18 protein-coding genes and 2 riboswitches are annotated in these 18224 nt (G+C 36.1%); of the genes, 14 read left to right on the forward strand and 4 right to left on the reverse strand.

Going from position 1 to position 18224, the window contains the following annotated elements; all coding sequences use genetic code 11:
• Positions 1-108: 108 nt before the first annotated feature.
• From HRG09_RS01325 to glcK, 11 genes are all read left to right on the forward strand, one after another.
• Positions 109-2214: a peptidoglycan D,D-transpeptidase FtsI family protein gene (locus HRG09_RS01325; protein ID WP_174098992.1), complete on the forward strand. Its 2106-nt coding sequence runs from the start codon at positions 109-111 to the stop codon at positions 2212-2214.
• A 317-nt stretch (positions 2215-2531) separates the two neighbouring features.
• The gene (locus HRG09_RS01330) at positions 2532-3449 is read left to right on the forward strand and encodes a PstS family phosphate ABC transporter substrate-binding protein (RefSeq protein ID WP_174098993.1); all 918 of its coding nucleotides are present in this window, start codon (positions 2532-2534) and stop codon (positions 3447-3449) included.
• 27 nt (positions 3450-3476) lie between these two features.
• Positions 3477-4427, forward strand: a complete 951-nt coding sequence (pstC, locus tag HRG09_RS01335) for a phosphate ABC transporter permease subunit PstC (RefSeq protein WP_174098994.1) — start codon at positions 3477-3479, stop codon at positions 4425-4427.
• 1 nt (position 4428) lies between these two features.
• On the forward strand, positions 4429-5295 hold the full coding sequence (gene pstA / locus HRG09_RS01340; RefSeq protein WP_174098995.1) for a phosphate ABC transporter permease PstA: 867 nt from the start codon (positions 4429-4431) through the stop codon (positions 5293-5295).
• A gap of 21 nt (positions 5296-5316) precedes the next feature.
• Positions 5317-6132 (forward strand): phosphate ABC transporter ATP-binding protein, encoded by an 816-nt coding sequence (pstB, locus tag HRG09_RS01345; RefSeq protein ID WP_174098996.1) that lies wholly within the window; start codon positions 5317-5319, stop codon positions 6130-6132.
• A gap of 78 nt (positions 6133-6210) precedes the next feature.
• A complete protein-coding gene (gene phoU / locus HRG09_RS01350; protein ID WP_174098997.1) occupies positions 6211-6867 on the forward strand; it encodes a phosphate signaling complex protein PhoU in 657 nt (218 codons plus the stop codon).
• 314 nt (positions 6868-7181) lie between these two features.
• Positions 7182-9536, forward strand: a complete 2355-nt coding sequence (locus HRG09_RS01355; protein ID WP_174098998.1) for a sugar phosphate nucleotidyltransferase — start codon at positions 7182-7184, stop codon at positions 9534-9536.
• A gap of 70 nt (positions 9537-9606) precedes the next feature.
• A complete protein-coding gene (gene rpmG, locus HRG09_RS01360) occupies positions 9607-9756 on the forward strand; it encodes a 50S ribosomal protein L33 (protein ID WP_001265618.1) in 150 nt (49 codons plus the stop codon).
• A 147-nt stretch (positions 9757-9903) separates the two neighbouring features.
• Complete coding sequence (locus HRG09_RS01365; protein ID WP_174098999.1) at positions 9904-10482, forward strand: 5-formyltetrahydrofolate cyclo-ligase; 579 nt, start codon at positions 9904-9906, stop codon at positions 10480-10482.
• Between the two features lie 101 nt (positions 10483-10583).
• Positions 10584-10784, forward strand: coding sequence for a YqgQ family protein (locus HRG09_RS01370; protein ID WP_174099000.1), 201 nt, complete (start codon positions 10584-10586; stop codon positions 10782-10784).
• A 20-nt stretch (positions 10785-10804) separates the two neighbouring features.
• On the forward strand, positions 10805-11785 hold the full coding sequence (glcK, locus tag HRG09_RS01375; RefSeq protein WP_174099001.1) for a glucokinase: 981 nt from the start codon (positions 10805-10807) through the stop codon (positions 11783-11785).
• Positions 11786-11919: 134 nt separating this feature from the next.
• Here the strand turns inward: glcK and HRG09_RS01380 are convergent, their stop codons facing one another.
• Positions 11920-12093, reverse strand: a complete 174-nt coding sequence (locus HRG09_RS01380) for a DUF2759 domain-containing protein (protein WP_000524848.1) — start codon at positions 12091-12093, stop codon at positions 11920-11922.
• Between the two features lie 169 nt (positions 12094-12262).
• On the opposite strand from HRG09_RS01380, the gene HRG09_RS01385 reads away from it, so the two are divergent.
• Both HRG09_RS01385 and HRG09_RS01390 read left to right on the forward strand, forming a co-directional pair.
• A complete protein-coding gene (locus HRG09_RS01385; protein WP_174099002.1) occupies positions 12263-12892 on the forward strand; it encodes an MBL fold metallo-hydrolase in 630 nt (209 codons plus the stop codon).
• An 8-nt stretch (positions 12893-12900) separates the two neighbouring features.
• Positions 12901-14013 (forward strand): class I SAM-dependent methyltransferase, encoded by a 1113-nt coding sequence (locus HRG09_RS01390; protein WP_174099003.1) that lies wholly within the window; start codon positions 12901-12903, stop codon positions 14011-14013.
• Positions 14014-14163: 150 nt separating this feature from the next.
• Here HRG09_RS01390 and HRG09_RS01395 read toward each other — a convergent pair whose 3' ends face one another.
• The gene (locus tag HRG09_RS01395; protein WP_000894376.1) at positions 14164-14454 is read right to left on the reverse strand and encodes an ArsR/SmtB family transcription factor; all 291 of its coding nucleotides are present in this window, start codon (positions 14452-14454) and stop codon (positions 14164-14166) included.
• Positions 14455-14838: 384 nt separating this feature from the next.
• Between HRG09_RS01395 and HRG09_RS01400 the strand changes: the two genes are divergently transcribed.
• Complete coding sequence (locus tag HRG09_RS01400) at positions 14839-15345, forward strand: GNAT family N-acetyltransferase (protein WP_174099004.1); 507 nt, start codon at positions 14839-14841, stop codon at positions 15343-15345.
• A gap of 103 nt (positions 15346-15448) precedes the next feature.
• On the opposite strand, the gene metC is transcribed toward HRG09_RS01400, so the two are convergent.
• The gene (gene metC / locus HRG09_RS01405) at positions 15449-16612 is read right to left on the reverse strand and encodes a cystathionine beta-lyase (protein WP_174099005.1); all 1164 of its coding nucleotides are present in this window, start codon (positions 16610-16612) and stop codon (positions 15449-15451) included.
• Complete coding sequence (locus HRG09_RS01410) at positions 16609-17721, reverse strand: methionine biosynthesis PLP-dependent protein (RefSeq protein ID WP_174099006.1); 1113 nt, start codon at positions 17719-17721, stop codon at positions 16609-16611. Before HRG09_RS01410 ends, metC begins: the two co-directional genes overlap by 4 nt.
• A 71-nt stretch (positions 17722-17792) precedes the next feature.
• Positions 17793-17905, reverse strand: a riboswitch (SAM riboswitch).
• A 202-nt stretch (positions 17906-18107) separates the two neighbouring features.
• Positions 18108-18218: riboswitch (SAM riboswitch) on the forward strand.
• Positions 18219-18224: the final 6 nt, after the last annotated feature.

Below are 18224 nucleotides of genomic sequence, written 5' to 3' on the forward strand. Positions count from 1 at the left end.
TTCTTTCGGGTTTTATGCTAGAATAAAAAGACATGTAAAACAGCAGTGAGGACACCTGTAACTAGGTGTCCCTTTCCTATTACATAGCTGTTGGTAGAGGGGGTTCGTATGAGTAAAAAGAAGAAAAAAAAGAAGACCCACGTTCCGTTCCGGCTTAACGTGTTGTTTTTTTGTGTGTTTTTAATGTTTTCAGCGATTATTGTGAAGCTTGGAATGGTACAAATTGTACATGGTGAAGATTATAAAAATGAGGTTGAAAAAAAGGAAAACTCAACAGTAAGTAATCCGGTTCCACGCGGGAAAATTTTTGACAGATATGGTCGAGCTGTTGTGGATAATAACCCGGTTCGTACAATTACGTTTACAAGAATGAAGGGGTCAACTTCAGAAGAACGTTTAGAGACGGCGAAAAAATTGGCAAAGCTAATTGAAGTATCGCCAGATAAATTAACAGAACGTGATAAAAAAGATTATTGGCTTTCGTTACATGAAGAGGAAGCGAAAGAAAAGGTTACAAAGAAAGACCAAGCAGAATTTAAAGCAAAGAAAATTGATGATAAAGAAATTGCAGAGCGTCAGCGTAATCGTGTGACAGAAGCGGAAATCAATCAATTAACAGCGGAAGATTTAGAAATACTTGCAATTAAGAGTAAGATGGACGGCGGATATGCAATGACGCCGCAAATCATAAAAAAAGATGTAACACCAGAAGAATATGCAATCATTAGTGAAAACTTAGCGTTGTTACCAGGTATCGATACGACAGTTGATTGGGATCGTAAATACACTTATGATGATATGTTCCGCAGTGTACTTGGTGGTGTGACAAGCTCAGATGAAGGGTTACCAAGGGAACGATTAGATTATTTCCTTGTTCGAGATTACAATCGTAACGACCGCGTTGGTAAAAGTTATATTGAACAGCAATATGAGGATACACTTCACGGTACAAAAGCAGAAGTGAGAAATATTACAGATAAAGACGGAAATATTTTAGAAACGATAAATGTATCTAAAGGGCAACGAGGCAATGACCTAAATTTAACAATTGATATGGAACTGCAAAAGCGTGTAGAAGAAATTCTTACAAAGAGTTTAAAACAATATGCAGGATCAGAGCCACTTTTAGATAGAGCATTTGTTGTGATGATGAATCCGAAAAATGGTGAAGTTTTATCTATGGCGGGGAAACAAATCGTAGAGGAAAATGGAACGAAAGAGATAAAAGACTACGCACTAGGAACGATGACAAGTGCATATCCGATGGGTTCAACCGTGAAAGGTGCTACGATACTAACGGGATATCAAACAGGCGCAATTCAGCCTGGGACAACATTATTGGATGAGCCGATTAAATTGAAAGGTACACCAGTAAAAGCTTCTTGGAAAACGATGGGTTATATTAATGACCTCACTGCCTTAAAAATGTCTTCTAACGTATACATGTTTAAAACAGCTATGAATATTGCTGGAGTACCATATGTTCGAGGTGGTACATTAGATATTAAGAAAAAAGCATTCGATGAGATGCGTTATTATTTTGGACAGTTTGGGCTTGGAGTGAAAACAGGAATTGATTTACCAAACGAAATATCCGGTCAGAAGGGTTCAGGATCGCAACCAGGTTTCTTATTAGACTTATCGATTGGACAATATGATACGTATACACCGCTTCAACTTGCACAATATGTTTCAACAATTGCTAATGGTGGCTATCGCATGCAACCACAAATCGTTAAAGAAATTCGTCAACCAACATCTAAACCAGATGAAGTTGGAAAAGTAATTCAATCGATGGAACCGAAAGTGTTAAATCGTGTTGATATGCCTGAAGATCAAATCAAACGTGTTCAAGAAGGGTTTAGACAAGTATTTAATGATTCAGGTGGTACTGGTGCAAAATACTTTAGTAATGCACCATATAAAGCTGCCGGAAAGACAGGAACAGCACAAACATTTTATGGTGGTAATAAAGACATCGGAAGAAATGCAAAAGGCGAGCCTGTACCAACTTATAACTTAACATTAGTAGGTTATGCACCGCTTGATAACCCTGAAGTTGCATTCTCTGTTGTTGTTCCATGGGTACACAACGATAAGTCTGGAGTGAACGGAGATATCGGCCGTGCCATTACGGATGCTTACTTTGAATTAAAGAAACAAGAAATTACAGGGGAAGCACCTAAGGACGAAAAAGGTAAAAAAGAAGAATAGAAAATATGTAAATTTGGCACACTATCTCAAAAGATAGTGTGCTTTTTTTGTATTTTATGCATAGAGTATAGTAATTGTGGACAAGCATATCATATGCAAAAAATGAGGTGCTGAAAAAATGAACTCTCTCATAGTATGACCGGTCATATATTTACTTTTGAGAAGAGAAGTGAAAATGAGAAAAGAGCATCGTATTCCTTCATATTAAGTTGAACTTTACAAAACTTTTACAAATTATTAAAACCGAATTAATAGTTCGGCAGTATTCTTATATCTGTAATCCTGTTACTTCGGGATACTTCTAGGAGGAACTACACGTGAAGTGGACAAGAAAATGTATCAAGATTTTCGCAATATCGATATGCCTTGCGTTTTCGTATGCGTCTACTACATCTGCTGCTAATGATGTGAAGGAAGTGAGAGTTGATGGGTCCTCAACCGTCTTTCCCATTATGGAAGCGATAGCGGAAGAATACACAAAAAAAGATCCGCGTGTGAAAATTTCTATTAGTATATCTGGGACAGGGGGAGGATTTCACCGTTTTGGAAAAGGTGAAGTAGACATTAATAATGCTTCACGAAAGGTGAAACAAGTAGAAGAAGACTTTATGAGAAAAAACTCCATCCAGTTTACACCATTTGAAATTGCTTATGATGGCCTCACAATCATTGTGAATCGTCAAAATACATGGGCAGATAATATGACAACAGAGGAATTACGTCTATTATGGAGTGAAAATGGAAAAACGAAACGATGGTCACATATTCATCCAGGGTGGCCAAATGAAAAAGTACAATTTTATGCGCCGGGTGTTGATTCTGGCACATATGATTATTTTCAAAGTGCTATCTTGCAAAACAATCGTCTTGCAAAAACAGTTTCTTTATCTGAGGACGATCAAGTCATTGTGCAAGGGGTAATGAATGATAAAAATGCAATTGCATTTGTGGGATATGCGTACTATATGGCAAATCAGGATAAGGTAAAGGCCATAAAAGTAAATGGTGTACAACCAACGAAAGAAACGATTCAATCAGGTGCCTATAAACCATTGTCAAGATCATTATTTGCTTATGTAAATCATGATTCTATTCGAAATAAAAGCAGTGTGGCAGAGTATGTGACATTTATGATGCAACATGCGGGCAGACTTGCTGAAGAAGTCGGATATGTTAAGTTACCCTCACAAAAATATAATGAACAGCTGCGAATGTTAACAGAAATAAAAAGATAATGTCAGGGTGGAAAGGGGTTTTCATCTTTGGCTCGAAATGACAAAAGTCAAATTACATTTTCTGTGCAACATTTGATTGAAAGAAATACAATCAAAAGAAAAAAAACGCAGCGAATCAATCGAATGGTTCCGTTACTATTAAAGGCAATTGCTAGCGTATCTATTATAACAACAATCGGAATTATTGTTACGTTAGCGAATGAAACGATTATGTTTTTTCATGAAATATCAATATATTCTTTTTTCACTGAAAAAGAATGGCTACCATTTTTTGAAGAGCCGAAGTTTGGAATACTTCCTCTCATATGTGGGACCGTACTTGTAACAACAATTGCTATGATAGTGGCAATTCCAATTGGAATAGGATGTGCCATATTTTTAAATGAATATGCTTCACACTTTGTTAGAAAAGTGTTAAAGCCCATTTTAGAACTACTAGCAGGAATTCCTACAATTGTATATGGTTTTTTTGCTTTAACAATTGTCACACCAGCCCTGCAGCGTATCATTCCAGATTTACAGTTTTTTAATGCGATTAGTCCAGGGGTTGTTATAGGGATTATGATGGTCCCAACAATTGCTTCCCTTTCTGAAGATGCGATGGGAGCTGTGTCTAAAGGAATAAAAGAAGCCTCACTTGGGCTAGGGGCCACACGTTTTGAAACTGTGCGAAAGGTTGTATTTCCAGCTGCGTTTACCGGTATTATGGCTGCAATTCTATTAGCGGCTTCACGTGCAATTGGTGAAACAATGATTGTGGTTATTGCTGGAGGTTCAACGCCAAATGTATCGATAGACCCGACGCACTCTATTCAAACGTTAACGGCTTATATTGTACAAGTAAGTTTAGGTGATGCTCCTCATGGAACGATTACGTACTATAGCATGTATGCTGTAGGTGCGACGTTACTTATGTTTACATTCATGATGAATATGATTTCACAGCAGATTATGCGCCGTTTTAGAAAGGCGATATAAGATGCGAATACTGAATCATAAGAAAATAAAAGAAAATATGGCATCTCGTTTTTGGAAGGATCAAATATATAAGTCGATTTCTTATATGACAATGCTATTTTCTATTTGCATACTAATTGTATTGCTTTATCAAATATTTGAAAAAGGTGTAAGTTATCTTTCAATAGATTTTTTTATGAACTTTGCTTCGCGTAATCCAAAGCAAGCTGGTATTGCCGCTGCATTGTCAGGAACAATTTTATTTATGAGCATAGTAGTGCCAGTTTCCTTTGTATTTGGGGTAGGTACAGCTCTTTATTTAGAACATTATGCAAAGCACTCTGTATTCACAAGGATCATAGAATTAAATATTCAAACATTAGCGGGTGTGCCATCTGTTGTGTTTGGATTGCTTGGTTTAACCATCTTTGTATATGGTCTTCAGTTAGGGGAGAGTATCGTAACAGCAGCATTTACAATGAGTCTTCTTGTATTACCAACTGTTGTTGTTTCGAGTCAAGAAGCAATTCGTATGGTATCGAGTTCTCTGCTAGAAGCCTCGTATGGCGTTGGTGCTACCAAATGGCAAACGATGTATCAGATTGTATTGCCAACTGCCTTGCCAGGAATTTTAACGGGATGTGTTTTGGCGTTATCGAGGGCAATTGGAGAGGCAGCACCACTATTAGTCATTGGCGCGCTCGCTTTTGCTAATTATATCCCATTTAACATGTTTGATAGATTTACAGTTTTACCAATTCAAATTTTTAATTGGATGAGTAGACCGCAAGAGGAATTTCAACATGTGGCAGCAGCCGGTATGATTGTTTTACTAGGATTGTTGCTCATTATGAATGCGGTTGTCTTATGGTTACGAAATCGTAAGTAGTGGATGAAAGGGGAATTCAAGATGGTAGCAACAGTAGTAAATGTACAGGTGAAAAATGAAACGAAAATTGAGTCAGCAACGAAGAAGGTTGTATTCGATACAAAAAATTTAAATTTATGGTATGGAGAAGATCATGCATTAAAAGACGTGAATTTAAGTATTCATGAGAATGAGGTAACGGCAATCATTGGACCGAGTGGTTGCGGGAAATCAACATATTTAAAAACGTTAAACCGTATGGTAGAGCTAGTACCGATCGTTCGTACGACGGGAGTAATTGAATATCGTGATCGAAATATTTTTGATAAGTCATATCCTGTTGAAGAATTACGTACACATGTTGGAATGGTATTCCAAAAGCCGAATCCATTTCCGAAATCTATCTATGAAAATGTGGCTTATGGTCCAAAAATCCATGGTATTCGTGATAAGAAAACACTTGATGCAATTGTTGAAAAAAGTTTACGTGGTGCGGCGATTTGGGATGAATTAAAAGATAGATTGCACGATAATGCATATGGTTTGTCGGGTGGACAACAACAGCGTTTATGTATTGCTCGTTGTTTAGCGATTGAGCCGGATGTCATCTTAATGGATGAACCAACATCAGCATTGGATCCGATTTCTACATTAAAAGTTGAAGAATTAATTCAAGAGTTAAAGAAAGATTTTAGTATTGTCATTGTAACACATAATATGCAACAAGCTGCACGTATCTCTGATAAGACAGCTTTCTTCCTAAGCGGTGAGGTTGTTGAATATACAGATACAAATAAATTATTTACGACTCCTACAGATAAACGAACAGAAGATTATATTACAGGACGATTTGGTTAATATTTTTGGGAGTAAAGCCCCTCCTACAAGGGGCTTTTATTACTTTATATATACGCAACAGTTAAAGGGGGAAACAACGTGGTAAGGGAGCAATTTCATTATGACTTACAAACATTACAGCAAAAGGTGATTGAACTTGGAGAATTGGCAGGAGAAGCCCTTTCTCGTTCTATGGAAGGACTTCGGAAGAGAGAGGTAGAGACAGCGTTAGAAGTCATTGATGGTGATTACCGTATGGATAATTTAGAAGAAGAAATTAATGACCTTGCACTTATGTTAATTACAAAGCAGCAACCAGTTGCGAGTGATTTACGAAGAATTTTTGTTTCGATTAAAACGGCAACAGATTTAGAGCGTATTGCAGATCATGCTGTAAATATTGCGAAATCAACAATTCGGCTTGGAGAAAAAGATGTATCTGTCAACTTACAGAGTTTAGAACAAATGTTTACGATTGCTACGAATATGTTAAAGTTATCGTTAGAAGCATATCAAGAAGAAAATTTAACCTCTGCAAAACAAATTGCAGAGATGGATGATTCTGTTGATGAAATATACGGGAGAGCGATTCGTGAGTTTATTTCATCTATCCCTGAACATCCTGAAGCGATTACGCAAATTACACAATTATCTTTTATTGCACGTTACATTGAACGTGTAGCAGATCACATTACGAATATTGCCGAGAATGTTTTTTATTTAGTGAAAGGGAAACATTATTTGTTAAATGAATAAGAAGAAAATGTGGCAAGTGATGCAATATCACTTGCTTTTTTTGTCAAAACATGACAAAAAAACCTCGTTGTTTTGTTTCATCTATGATGATAAGATGTATCATAATATGGAAAAATAAAACAATATAAGGGTCATTTGTTTTGTTAAGAGTACCGATTGCTGGAATTTTAATAATATATATTTTCGTTATTAAACAAAAAAAGTAAGCGCTTACTATTAAGGCATAGTGAATTGAAAAGGTTAATTTCTACATAAGTGACATACATATGATATACAAAGTCGTTCAACATTATAAAAGTGGAGGATGAATGTATATGAAGGGGGTTATTTTAGCTGGAGGAAAGGGAAGGCGTCTTAGACCATTAACATGTAATCTTCCAAAGCCAATGTTACCATTACTTGAAAAACCAGTTATGGAATACAATATTGAGTTGCTAAAGCGGCATAGTATTTATGAGATTGCAATTACAGTTCAATATATGGGTGCGGCTATCGAGCGATATTTTGGTGATGGAAGTAAATGGGGAGTAAAATTACACTATTTTGAAGATTCACCGCCACTTGGTACGGCAGGAAGCATTAAACAAGCAGAAGCGTTTTTAGATGAGCCATTTGTTGTAATTAGTGGGGATGCATTGACGGATTTTAATTTATCGAAAGGAATTGAATTTCATCAGTGTAAGAATAGGTTGGTCACGATGTTTGTGAGGGAAGTGGAAAACCCACTGTCATTTGGTTCAGTTGTTATGAATAGAGAGCATGAAATTATACGTTATATGGAAAAACCAGGTTGGAATGAAGTGATTTCAAATACTGTAAATACAGGCATTTATATTATGGATCCCCAAGTCTTTTCTTATATTTCACCAGCACAGTTTTTTGATTTTAGTCAGCATGTATTTCCTTTGTTAGAAAATAAAAAAGCGCTCTTTGGATATGAAGCGGAAGGATACTGGTTAGATATTGGTACGTTAGAGCAATATCGGCAGGCTCAGTTTGATTTACTTACAAAGAAAGTGCAGGTACCAATTTCATATACGGAAGTACTACCGATGGTTTGGATGGGGGAAGGAGTAACGATTGAAAAGGGAACAAAAATGCGTGGGCCATCTTTCATTGGAGAAGGAGCAACCATTGGAGCAGGGGTGATAATTGAGCCATATTCAATTATTGGTAAGCGTAGCACCATATCAGATTATACGCACATTCAAAAAAGTATTGTTCTCACCAATACGTATGTAGGGAAATGTTGTGAATTAGTAGAAGCGACTGTTGGAGAAAATGTGATGATTAAAGATGCTGTTACTTTATTTGAGAAAAGTGTGGTAGCAGATTATTGCCAGATTGGAAAAAACACAGTGATACAACAAAATGGAAAAATATGGCCGGGTAAAGTGATTGATAGTCATTCTATTATTGCTTCGTCAGGAATTACTGAAAATGAAAAAACATCAGGTTGGTTACAAAAAAGCAGGGTAGTAGGTAGAGGAAATATAGAAATGACACCTCAAGTTGTTGTAAAAGTTGCAATGGCATATGGTTCCCTTTTTTCAAAAGGGGAGCGCATATTGGTTGGGGGATATGAAGGTGTAGAAGTTGATATTTTTAAAAAGCTATTTCTACATGCAATCCATGGTGTTGGCTTGTACACGATGGAATGTCAAGAAATGAATGATTCTGTTTTTCAATATGCAATTCATGAACTAGGGTGTGCAGGGGGCGTTTTTATTCGCTTTGAACAAGAAGAAGGAATTGTCATGCAACTATATGGTAAGGGTGGCATACGGCTATCGTATAAACAACAAAAAGAACTGGAACATTTGTATACATCAGAAGCATTTCATTATGTATATGATAAAGACATGGGGCGAAATGAAATGGTACATATTTGTTTAGAAAAATATGTTGAATCTGTCTTAGCACATTTAGATATCGAAACGATACGAAAGCAATCATTTCACCTTCTCATTAATAAAAGAGATGAAATGATTCAGCCCGTACTTATATCCTTCTTGAAAAAACTTGGTTGTACGATTACGTGGGTTTATGCTAATGAGCAAAAAGAGCATATTAAATTGTTAATGAAATCCAGTCGAGCTCATATGGCTCTTATGTTCTATGAACACGGAAATAAATTTGAATTATATGATATTCATGGTGGAATTTACCGAAGTACAAAATATGAAGAAATCGATGTGCCTGATTTATTATTTGAAACAACAGAAAATGTTTATCCATTATCGTTAAAATTAGGAGAGTGCTACCTTCTTTTTTATATGTATAGTGAGCAGAGTGATTTTCAGATGAGATGGCAACAAGATACTTTATATCGAATTGGAAAATTATTCGAACTAACCGCTAGGCAAGGAAACACTTTGTCGATGATGTTAGAACAATCACCGCCTCTTTACTTATTATGTGATGAAGTTGTTTGTTCATGGAAAGAGAAAGGGAAGGTAATGGGGATGTTATTGAAAGATATGGAAAAAAGGGAGATCGAAGTATTAGAGGGAATCCAGTTTAAATATACAGAAAAAGAGTGGTCTTATATTGTTTCTGATGCAAAACATCCAAAATTTCTTGTGTATTCACATGCGAGAAACCCAGTAATAGCAAAGGAAAATATGCAAACTCTTATAGAAAAAATTAGACAATATCAAAAGGTGTAGAATTTTTATTTTAAAAGTGGTATTATAGTATAGTCTGATTTAAGTTATTAGTGACTGGAGGGAAATAAGAATGCGTGTGAATATTACTCTAGCATGTACAGAATGCGGAGATCGTAACTATATCTCAAAGAAAAATAAACGTAACAACACGGAGCGCCTTGAGCTTAAAAAGTATTGCAAGCGTGACAAGAAGTCTACGTTACACCGTGAAACAAAGTAAGCAGTAGGAATATTTCCTACTGTTTCTTTTTTTACTATGGTAATATTCCTTATTGAAAGTGATGCTACATGAAAAAAATGATAGACTGTTCATAAGAACGTAATTCATTTTATGATCATAAGAATCATCTTATAGGGGGAAAAGCTTGTGAAAGAGGAGAAGGTACGTTTACGGAAGAAAATAGTAGAACAAATGAATGCTTTATCGAAAGAGCAGCACAAAACTTTATCAGAACAAATTGTATTTTCTTTATATGAACAAAAAGAGTGGAGAGACGCGCAAACAATTGGGATTACTCTTTCGATGGAACATGAAGTTAATACATACGTTATTATTAAACAAGCATGGCGAGAAGGTAAAAAAGTTGTTGTACCAAAGTGTAATAGAGAGACAAGAACAATGACTTTTCGTCAAATTACAAATTTCGATCAATTAGAAACAGTATATATGAGCTTACGTGAACCGATACCAGCGTTAACAGTAGAAATAGAGGCAAATGAAATTGATCTTCTTTTTGTGCCTGGAGTTGCGTATACAAGACGAGGAGAACGTATTGGGTACGGTGGTGGCTATTATGATCGTTATTTGCTGCAGTATGAAGGGAAAACGCTATCATTAGCTTTTGGTTTTCAAATTGTTAATTATATCCCAACAGAGCCATTTGATCAAAATGTACAAAAAATTATTACAGAAAAAGAAACAATTGTTCAAAACGGACTTGTATAGACAAATAAAAATTGACGAGACTTTTTCTTGTTGATTATAATAAAATATGTGAACGTTTTCTTATTATATTTCCATAATAAGTGGACATAGAGGGTGATAAAATGATATCGATTTATGATATTCAGCAATTGCTAAAAAAATTTGGAACAATCATTTACACAGGTGATCGAATCGCTGATTTACAATTGATGCAAGATGAATTGCGTGAATTAAATCAATCACAGCTGATTGAGCCAAAAGACTATCAAACAGCTTTATTTTTATTGAAGCAAGAGATTCAAAAAGAGATAAGCAAGAATTAGATAAAGGTAGGTTAGCAAAAATGGAAGAAAAGTGGTTAGTTGGTGTTGACCTTGGCGGGACAACAATTAAATTAGCATTTATTAATGTGTACGGTGAAATTTTACATAAGTGGGAAATCCCAACGAATACAAGTGAACAAGGAAAACATATTACATTAGATGTAGCGAAAGCAATTGATAAAAAGTTAGAGGAACTAGGAGAATTAAAGAGTAAGTTAATTGGTATTGGTATGGGAGCTCCTGGACCTGTACATGTCGCTTCTGGTATGATTTATGAAGCGGTTAATTTAGGGTGGAAAAACTATCCATTAAAAGATTTGTTAGAAGTAGAAACAGGATTACCTGTTGTGGTTGATAATGACGCAAACTTAGCGGCGCTTGGTGAAATGTGGAAAGGTGCTGGTGAAGGAGCGAAAGATTTAGTTTGTATGACGCTTGGAACTGGTGTTGGCGGCGGTGTAATTGCAAATGGTGAGATCGTGCATGGTGTAAGTGGTGCTGCTGGTGAAATCGGGCATATTACAGTCGTAACAGAAAATGCATTCCCTTGTAATTGCGGAAAATCTGGATGTTTAGAAACAGTAGCATCTGCAACAGGTATCGTACGTGTCGCTATGCAAAAATTACAAAATACAGATGAACCAAGTGTACTTCGCTCAATGTTAGAAGAAGAGGGGCGTATTACATCTAAAGATGTGTTTGAAGCACTTGAACAAGGTGACGCTTTAGCGGAGAAAATTGTTGAAAAAGTAGCTTCTTATTTAGGGCTAGCTGTAGCGAATCTTTCTAGTACGTTAAATCCAGAAAAGATTGTAATTGGCGGTGGTGTATCTAAAGCTGGAAATGCATTATTACAGCCAATTCAGCGCTACTTTGAACAATATGCATTTTCGCGTGCTGTTAAGAGTACGAAGTTAGCGATTGCAACGCTTGGTAATGATGCAGGTGTAATCGGCGGAGCTTGGCTTGTGAAGAGGCATAAATATGAAGTTATGAAATAAAAAGAAGAAAATCGGTGAGGACGAATCGAAATTAAGATGCGGCTACCGATATTTGTACGATAATGAGAAGAGGAAGGGAGACTCCCTTCCTCTTTTTATGCATAATCTTGATGAAGAATAGAACTGTAAGTGAATTAAGTAGCAGGTGGGTACCCACTATTAAGGACAGTCATAATTGTAAACCATCCGAAAACAAGTACGGTTGCAATAGCAAAGCCGCCCGCAAGTAGATTTTTTTCACGTAATGTTCTAAGGGTTGCGAATACAGCTAACAGAGTGACTAGCGCAAAAATGATAACAAGACCCATATATGATCCCCCTCTGCTCTCTCATTCTTTCGTTTGAGTTTTTGCAATATTTCTTCTTTTTTATTGTACATGTTTTAGAAATGATTGTCGAGATAGCATCGTTTCTTTTCCTAAGGGAAGGAAATGTTGTATCATAAAAGTAAGTTCAACAACTGGAGGAGATTAAAACATGAAATGGATACAAATGCCGTTAGGACCATTACAGACAAATGCATATATTTTAAGCAATGATCAAAAAGAATGTATTATTTTTGATCCAGGTAGTGAAGGAGAGAAGCTTTTAACGTATTTACAAGAAGAACAATTAAAACCATTAGCGATTTTATTAACGCATGCTCATTTCGATCATATTGGTGCAGTTGATACTGTGAGAGATGCTTTTCATATTCCGGTGTATGTACATAAAGAGGAAGCGGATTGGCTAGGTGATGGGAATATCAATGGTTCACAAATCTTTATGATGAATCGGAGTATTACAGCGAAACCAGCTGATCAGATTATTGAAGGAGAAGGAATGTTAACGATTGGATCTTTTACATTTGAAATGTTTGAGACACCAGGACATTCTCCAGGTAGTATCTCATATTACTGTAAAGAGGCAAATGCTGTATTTTCAGGAGATGTATTATTCCAAATGAGTATTGGCCGAACAGATTTACCAGGAGGAAGTTTTGCAGAATTAATTGGAAGTATTGAAGAAAAATTATTTATACTGCCAGATGAAACAGCAGTATTATGCGGACATGGGCCGGAAACAAATATTGGTTTCGAAAAAGAAAATAATCCATTTTTACAATAAGGAGCCATATGGGGATGGAGTTCATTTTAAGAAAATGGATGGAGAAAGAACAGGATTATTCGATTTCATATAGTACGTACATGAACCTTGCGCTGTATGATGAGGAGTGTGGATACTATATGAAAGAACGTGAGAAGATTGGAAGAAATGGTGACTTTTTTACAAGTAGTAATATTTCTTCTGTATTTGCAAAGACATTCGCACGTTTTTTTATTAGCCTTGTCCAAAATGGAGAAATTCCTCCAAATATCTGTGAAATTGGTGGAGGGACAGGGAGATTTGCCTATGCTGTTTTACAAGAATGGAAGCAGTTCTCTCCAGAGACGTTTGCAGATTTGCAGTATTCTATCGTTGAAGTGAGTTCTTTCCATAGAAAGTTGCAAAAACGTCAACTTGATTCATTTCAAAATGTCTCGCAGTATAAGTCCTATGAGGAGTTAGGTGAGGCTTTTACGGGAGTTGTTTTTTCAAATGAATTGTTTGATGCGTTTCCTGTTAAAGTGGTTGAGAAGCGAGATGGAAGTTTGTATGAAGTACGGATTACGTATACAGAGGAAGGAAAGCTTGCTGAAGTATTAAGACCGATAGGAGAAAGAATAAGTAATTACCTCCGGAGACGTCATATTCAGCTTTCTGAAAGACAGCGATTTGAAGTGCCGATAGCAATGGGACGCTATGTGCAAGAAGTTGCAAGATGGCTCAAGGAAGGTTTATTCATCACGGTTGATTATGGATATACAATGGCGGAGTGGATGCACCCTGCGCATCATGAAGGGAGTTTAAGAGGGTATTATAACCATAGACTCATTCGAGATCCGCTCGAGTATCCAGGTGAAATGGATATAACAACACATATTCATTGGGATGAATTGAAGGAAGTAGGAGAAGAGAGTGCTCTACATACAGTGTGGCATACAAAACAAAGGGAGTTTTTACTTGCAGCAGGTATATTAGAACAGCTTGCTAGTCATCAAGATTCCGATCCTTTTTCTGCGAAACAGAAACAAAACAGAGCGATTCGTTCTATGATTTTACATGGGGGGATGAGCGATGCGTTTGATGTTGTTATGCTAAAAAAAGGAATGTTACATTTTGATGTAAAGCGGTATTTACATATATAGAAAAAAACAATACGCAGAATGGTTCTGCGTATTGTTTTTTTGATACGACTTTAGGATATGTAGTATTGTATATTTTCTCTCATGATATATATTTATATTAAAGATATGAGATAGAAAATATAGAATACGCCCTTTTCTGTTTAGTTACCCCTAACCTAGTAATACACGAACAAGTTGAATGATTGTTTCATTTTCTACTTTGTAGTAAATTTCTAATCCTTTTCTTTCACTAGAAACAATTTTAGCGCTTTTTAATTTTGCTAAATGCTGTGAAATTGTGGATTGTGGCATATTTAAGCCTGTGTACATTGTTGAAACATTGCTTGGACCGCGTTCGATTAATCCCTTTACAATACATAAACGAACAGGGTGAGCAAGAACTTTCAATAATTCTGCATTATTTTCGTACAGTTCCAATTCCTTTTGAAAGGTTTCTAACATGTTTTTTCCACCTCCATGCGAGCTGTTATACCCATACTATAAATACCAAAAATCTAAAGAAAAGAAAATAGTTGTTGCAGAAAAAATGTTCTAAAGTAAAGAAATTGTAAGAAAAGAGAACGTGATGTAAATAACTTCGCAAAATTTGTACGTTTTGTAACAAGAAATTTTTGATAAAAATTACTATATGTTTGAAGATACAGATACATTTATAACACGATTTTATCATGATTTTTTTGTTCTTTCAAATAAATATACAAAATTTTTAAAATAATAAGAAAAAGGATTTTGTACTCTTATATAGAATATAGGTTTTGGATGGAAAGCAGGCATATTTTAGTATAACCTGTTCGGAGATATACAAAAAAGATAAGTGGTGATGATATGATACGATTAGCGAAACAATCTGATGCTGAATCAATTATTAATATTCGAAAAGAAATTATTTTATCGGCAGCTACGACAAAATTTTTTATATCTTCTCCAAGTGAAATGCCTAGTAATATCAACAACGAAAGAGAAAAAATACAGAAAAGTGTTGAAGAAGGTAATCTTTATATAGTGATTGAGATGGGGAATAAAGTGGTTGGTTTTCTTATTTTTAGTCGCTACAAAAAAGAACGCTTACAACATGCAGGAACAATGGGAATGGGGATTAAAGAAACATATTGCAATCAAGGAATCGGAACGAAACTCATACAATTTCTTATTCATTGGGCAAAAAGGCAGGAAGGTTTAGAGAAAATTTGTTTAGGGGTTGTTTCCGTTAATGATCGGGCCATTAAAGTCTATGAGCGCACGGGTTTTAGAGAAGAAGGTAGGCAGAGAAAGCAAGTGAAATATGAAGACGGTTCCTATGGAGATGACATATTAATGGCGTATTATCTTTAACAGATAACAGAAGGACGCATATATGAATTAAGTAATAAAGAAGGATAGACCAGATGGATGTAATCAGTCTATCCTTTTTATGTGATATTGGCTGGGAATTGTTTTATGCATTCACAGGTTCTTCGACATAAGAAAGTGCATTTTTAAAATCAGCAATTAAATCATCTACATTTTCAAGGCCAACTGATAAACGGAGCAATGAATTAGAAATACCTCTTTTATCACGTGCTTCTTGTGATAATGCTGCATGTGACATTTTTGCAGGGTAAGAAAGGATGGATTCCACAGCTCCTAAACTTACTGCAAAGACAGGAAGTTTAACTTGAGATAAAAATTGTCGCAAAGCATCTTCAGATTGAAGCGTGAAAGATAAAACAGCACCGGCAGATTGGGCTTGTGTTTGTTGTATGTCATAGCCTAGGTGTGATTGCAATCCAGGGTAATACACATTTTGAATTTTTGAGTGTTTTTGTAAGTAATGAGCAATTTTATTTGCATTTGTTGCTGAGTGTCCGAGGCGTACGTGTAATGTTTTCAGGCCGCGAAGAACGAGAGAACAATCTTGTGGCCCTAATATAGCGCCAAATGCATTTTGTAAGAAACCAAGTTTCTGAGCGAGTTCCCTATCCTTTACAACTGCTAATCCGGCTGTAACATCACTGTGACCAGCAATAAACTTTGTTGCGCTATGAAGTACAACATCCGCCCCAAGTTCAAGTGGTTTTTGGAATAATGGTGTTAAAAATGTGTTATCAACAAACGTAAGTGCCCCGGAAGATTTTGCTAATTCGCAAACGGCACGAATGTCGGTTACTTTTAACAATGGGTTAGATGGTGTTTCAACGTAAAAGACTTTTGTATTTGGTCTAATGCTTTGTTTTACTTCTTCTAAATTCGTCATGTCAACGAATGTATTTGAAATTCCGTAACGAGACAGAACTTCTGTTACAATACGATACGTTCCCCCATATACATCTTCTGAAATGAGAACATGATCACCCTGTGAAAGAAGGAGGAAGGCAGTAGAAATCGCTGCAATTCCAGATGCAAAGGCAAATCCTTTTGTTCCCCCTTCTAATAAAGCGATTATGTCCTCAAGTGCTTCACGTGTTGGATTTCCAGAGCGACTATAGTCGTATTTACCAAATGTATCTACATCAAATTGATGAAATGTTGATGTATTATAGATGGGAACGTTAACCGCGCCTGTTTGTGAATCATGTTTATAGTGGTTATGAAGTAAGAGTGTATCTAAAGAATAACTCATATTCTCACACCTTCTTTTACATGTTTAATAGCCTGCTTTAAGTCTTGAATTAAATCATCACCATTTTCAATACCAACAGAGAAACGGAGGAGACGATTACATACGCCGCGTGCTGTACGCACTTCTTCTGGAATATCTGCATGTGTTTGTGTTGCTGGATATGTCATTAAACTTTCAACTCCGCCAAGGCTTTCTGCAAAGGTAATTAAAGATAAAGATTGTAAGAAAGGATTTACCCATTTTTCATCGCGAAGACGAAATGAAATCATGCCACCTCTTCCTGGATAAAACACATCGGTTACACCATCTTCCTCGTTTAAATAAGAAACGATGTTCTTTGCATTTTCTTCATGTTGTTTCATACGAAGAGCTAATGTTTTCATCCCGCGAATTAATAACCACGAATCAAACGGACTTAATACAGCACCAGAAGCGTTATGATAGTGGGCAAGTTCTTCACAAAGCGCTTGACCTTTTGCAACGACAAGTCCGCTTAATACATCATTATGGCCACCTAAATATTTTGTGGCGCTATGAAGAACAATGTCTGCTCCTTCTGTTAATGGTTGTTGTATATAGGGAGTGTAGAAAGTATTATCTACAATAAGAAGGACTCCATGTCGTTTGGCAACAGTTGCGACAGCTGCGATATCGGTAACTTGCATTAATGGATTGGTTGGAGTTTCTATAAAAATAGCTTTCGTTTGAGAAGTAATGGCTTGTTCTATTTGTTTTATAGATTGTGTATTTACGTATCTACATCTAATATTCCATTTCTCCTCATGTTCTGAAAATAACCGATAGGTTCCCCCATATAAGTCTTCTGATACGATAAGTTCATCTCCAGACCGGAATAAAGACAGAACAAGAAGAACCGCTGCCATTCCCGAACTACAGGCATATCCTTGTTCCCCTTCTTCTAAATCAGCAATTGCGCGTTCTAAAAGGTCGCGTGTTGGATTTCCAGTTCGTGAATAGTCGAAACCTGTTGATTTTCCGATTCCTTCATGACGATAAGCTGTTGAAAAGTAAACAGGGGGATTAACCGTTCCTGTAGTCGTTTCGCTTCGATTCCCGATTTGAGCTAGTTTTGTTTCAATTGTTGACATGTTGAATTCCTCCTTGATAAAAAATAAAAAAAGCCTTCTAAGAAGAAGGCTTTCATGCGAATATAGTCTTCTTCTTATCTGTCAAATCTTTTCACAATTTGCTGGAATTAGCACCTTATTAACGAACATGTTAATGGTTGCTGAGGTGTCATAGGGCCAGTCCCTCTACCTCTCTAGATAAGAATAATTTTTATGAAATTTTATTATGCTTTTAACTTTACAACAAAAGATAATTGAATTGCAACTTTATTTTAAATGTTTTTTATTTTCCTGCTAATTCTATTGACTTTTAGTCTGTCCCATGCTAAATTTATTAGAAAATTAACAAAGATTGTTAAAAGGTACACGTATTTCCTTTTAAAAAATAGATGAATAATTAAGACAAACTCTTATTGAGAGCGGTGGAGGGAAAGGCCCTGTGAAACCCGGCAACCTTCAAACGAAATGTTTGAAACGGTGCTAATACCTGCAAAACAATTTGTTTTGCATGATAAGAGGAGGAT

The organism is Bacillus sp. Xin1 (assembly GCF_013314535.1).
Lineage (GTDB): Bacteria > Bacillota > Bacilli > Bacillales > Bacillaceae_G > Bacillus_A.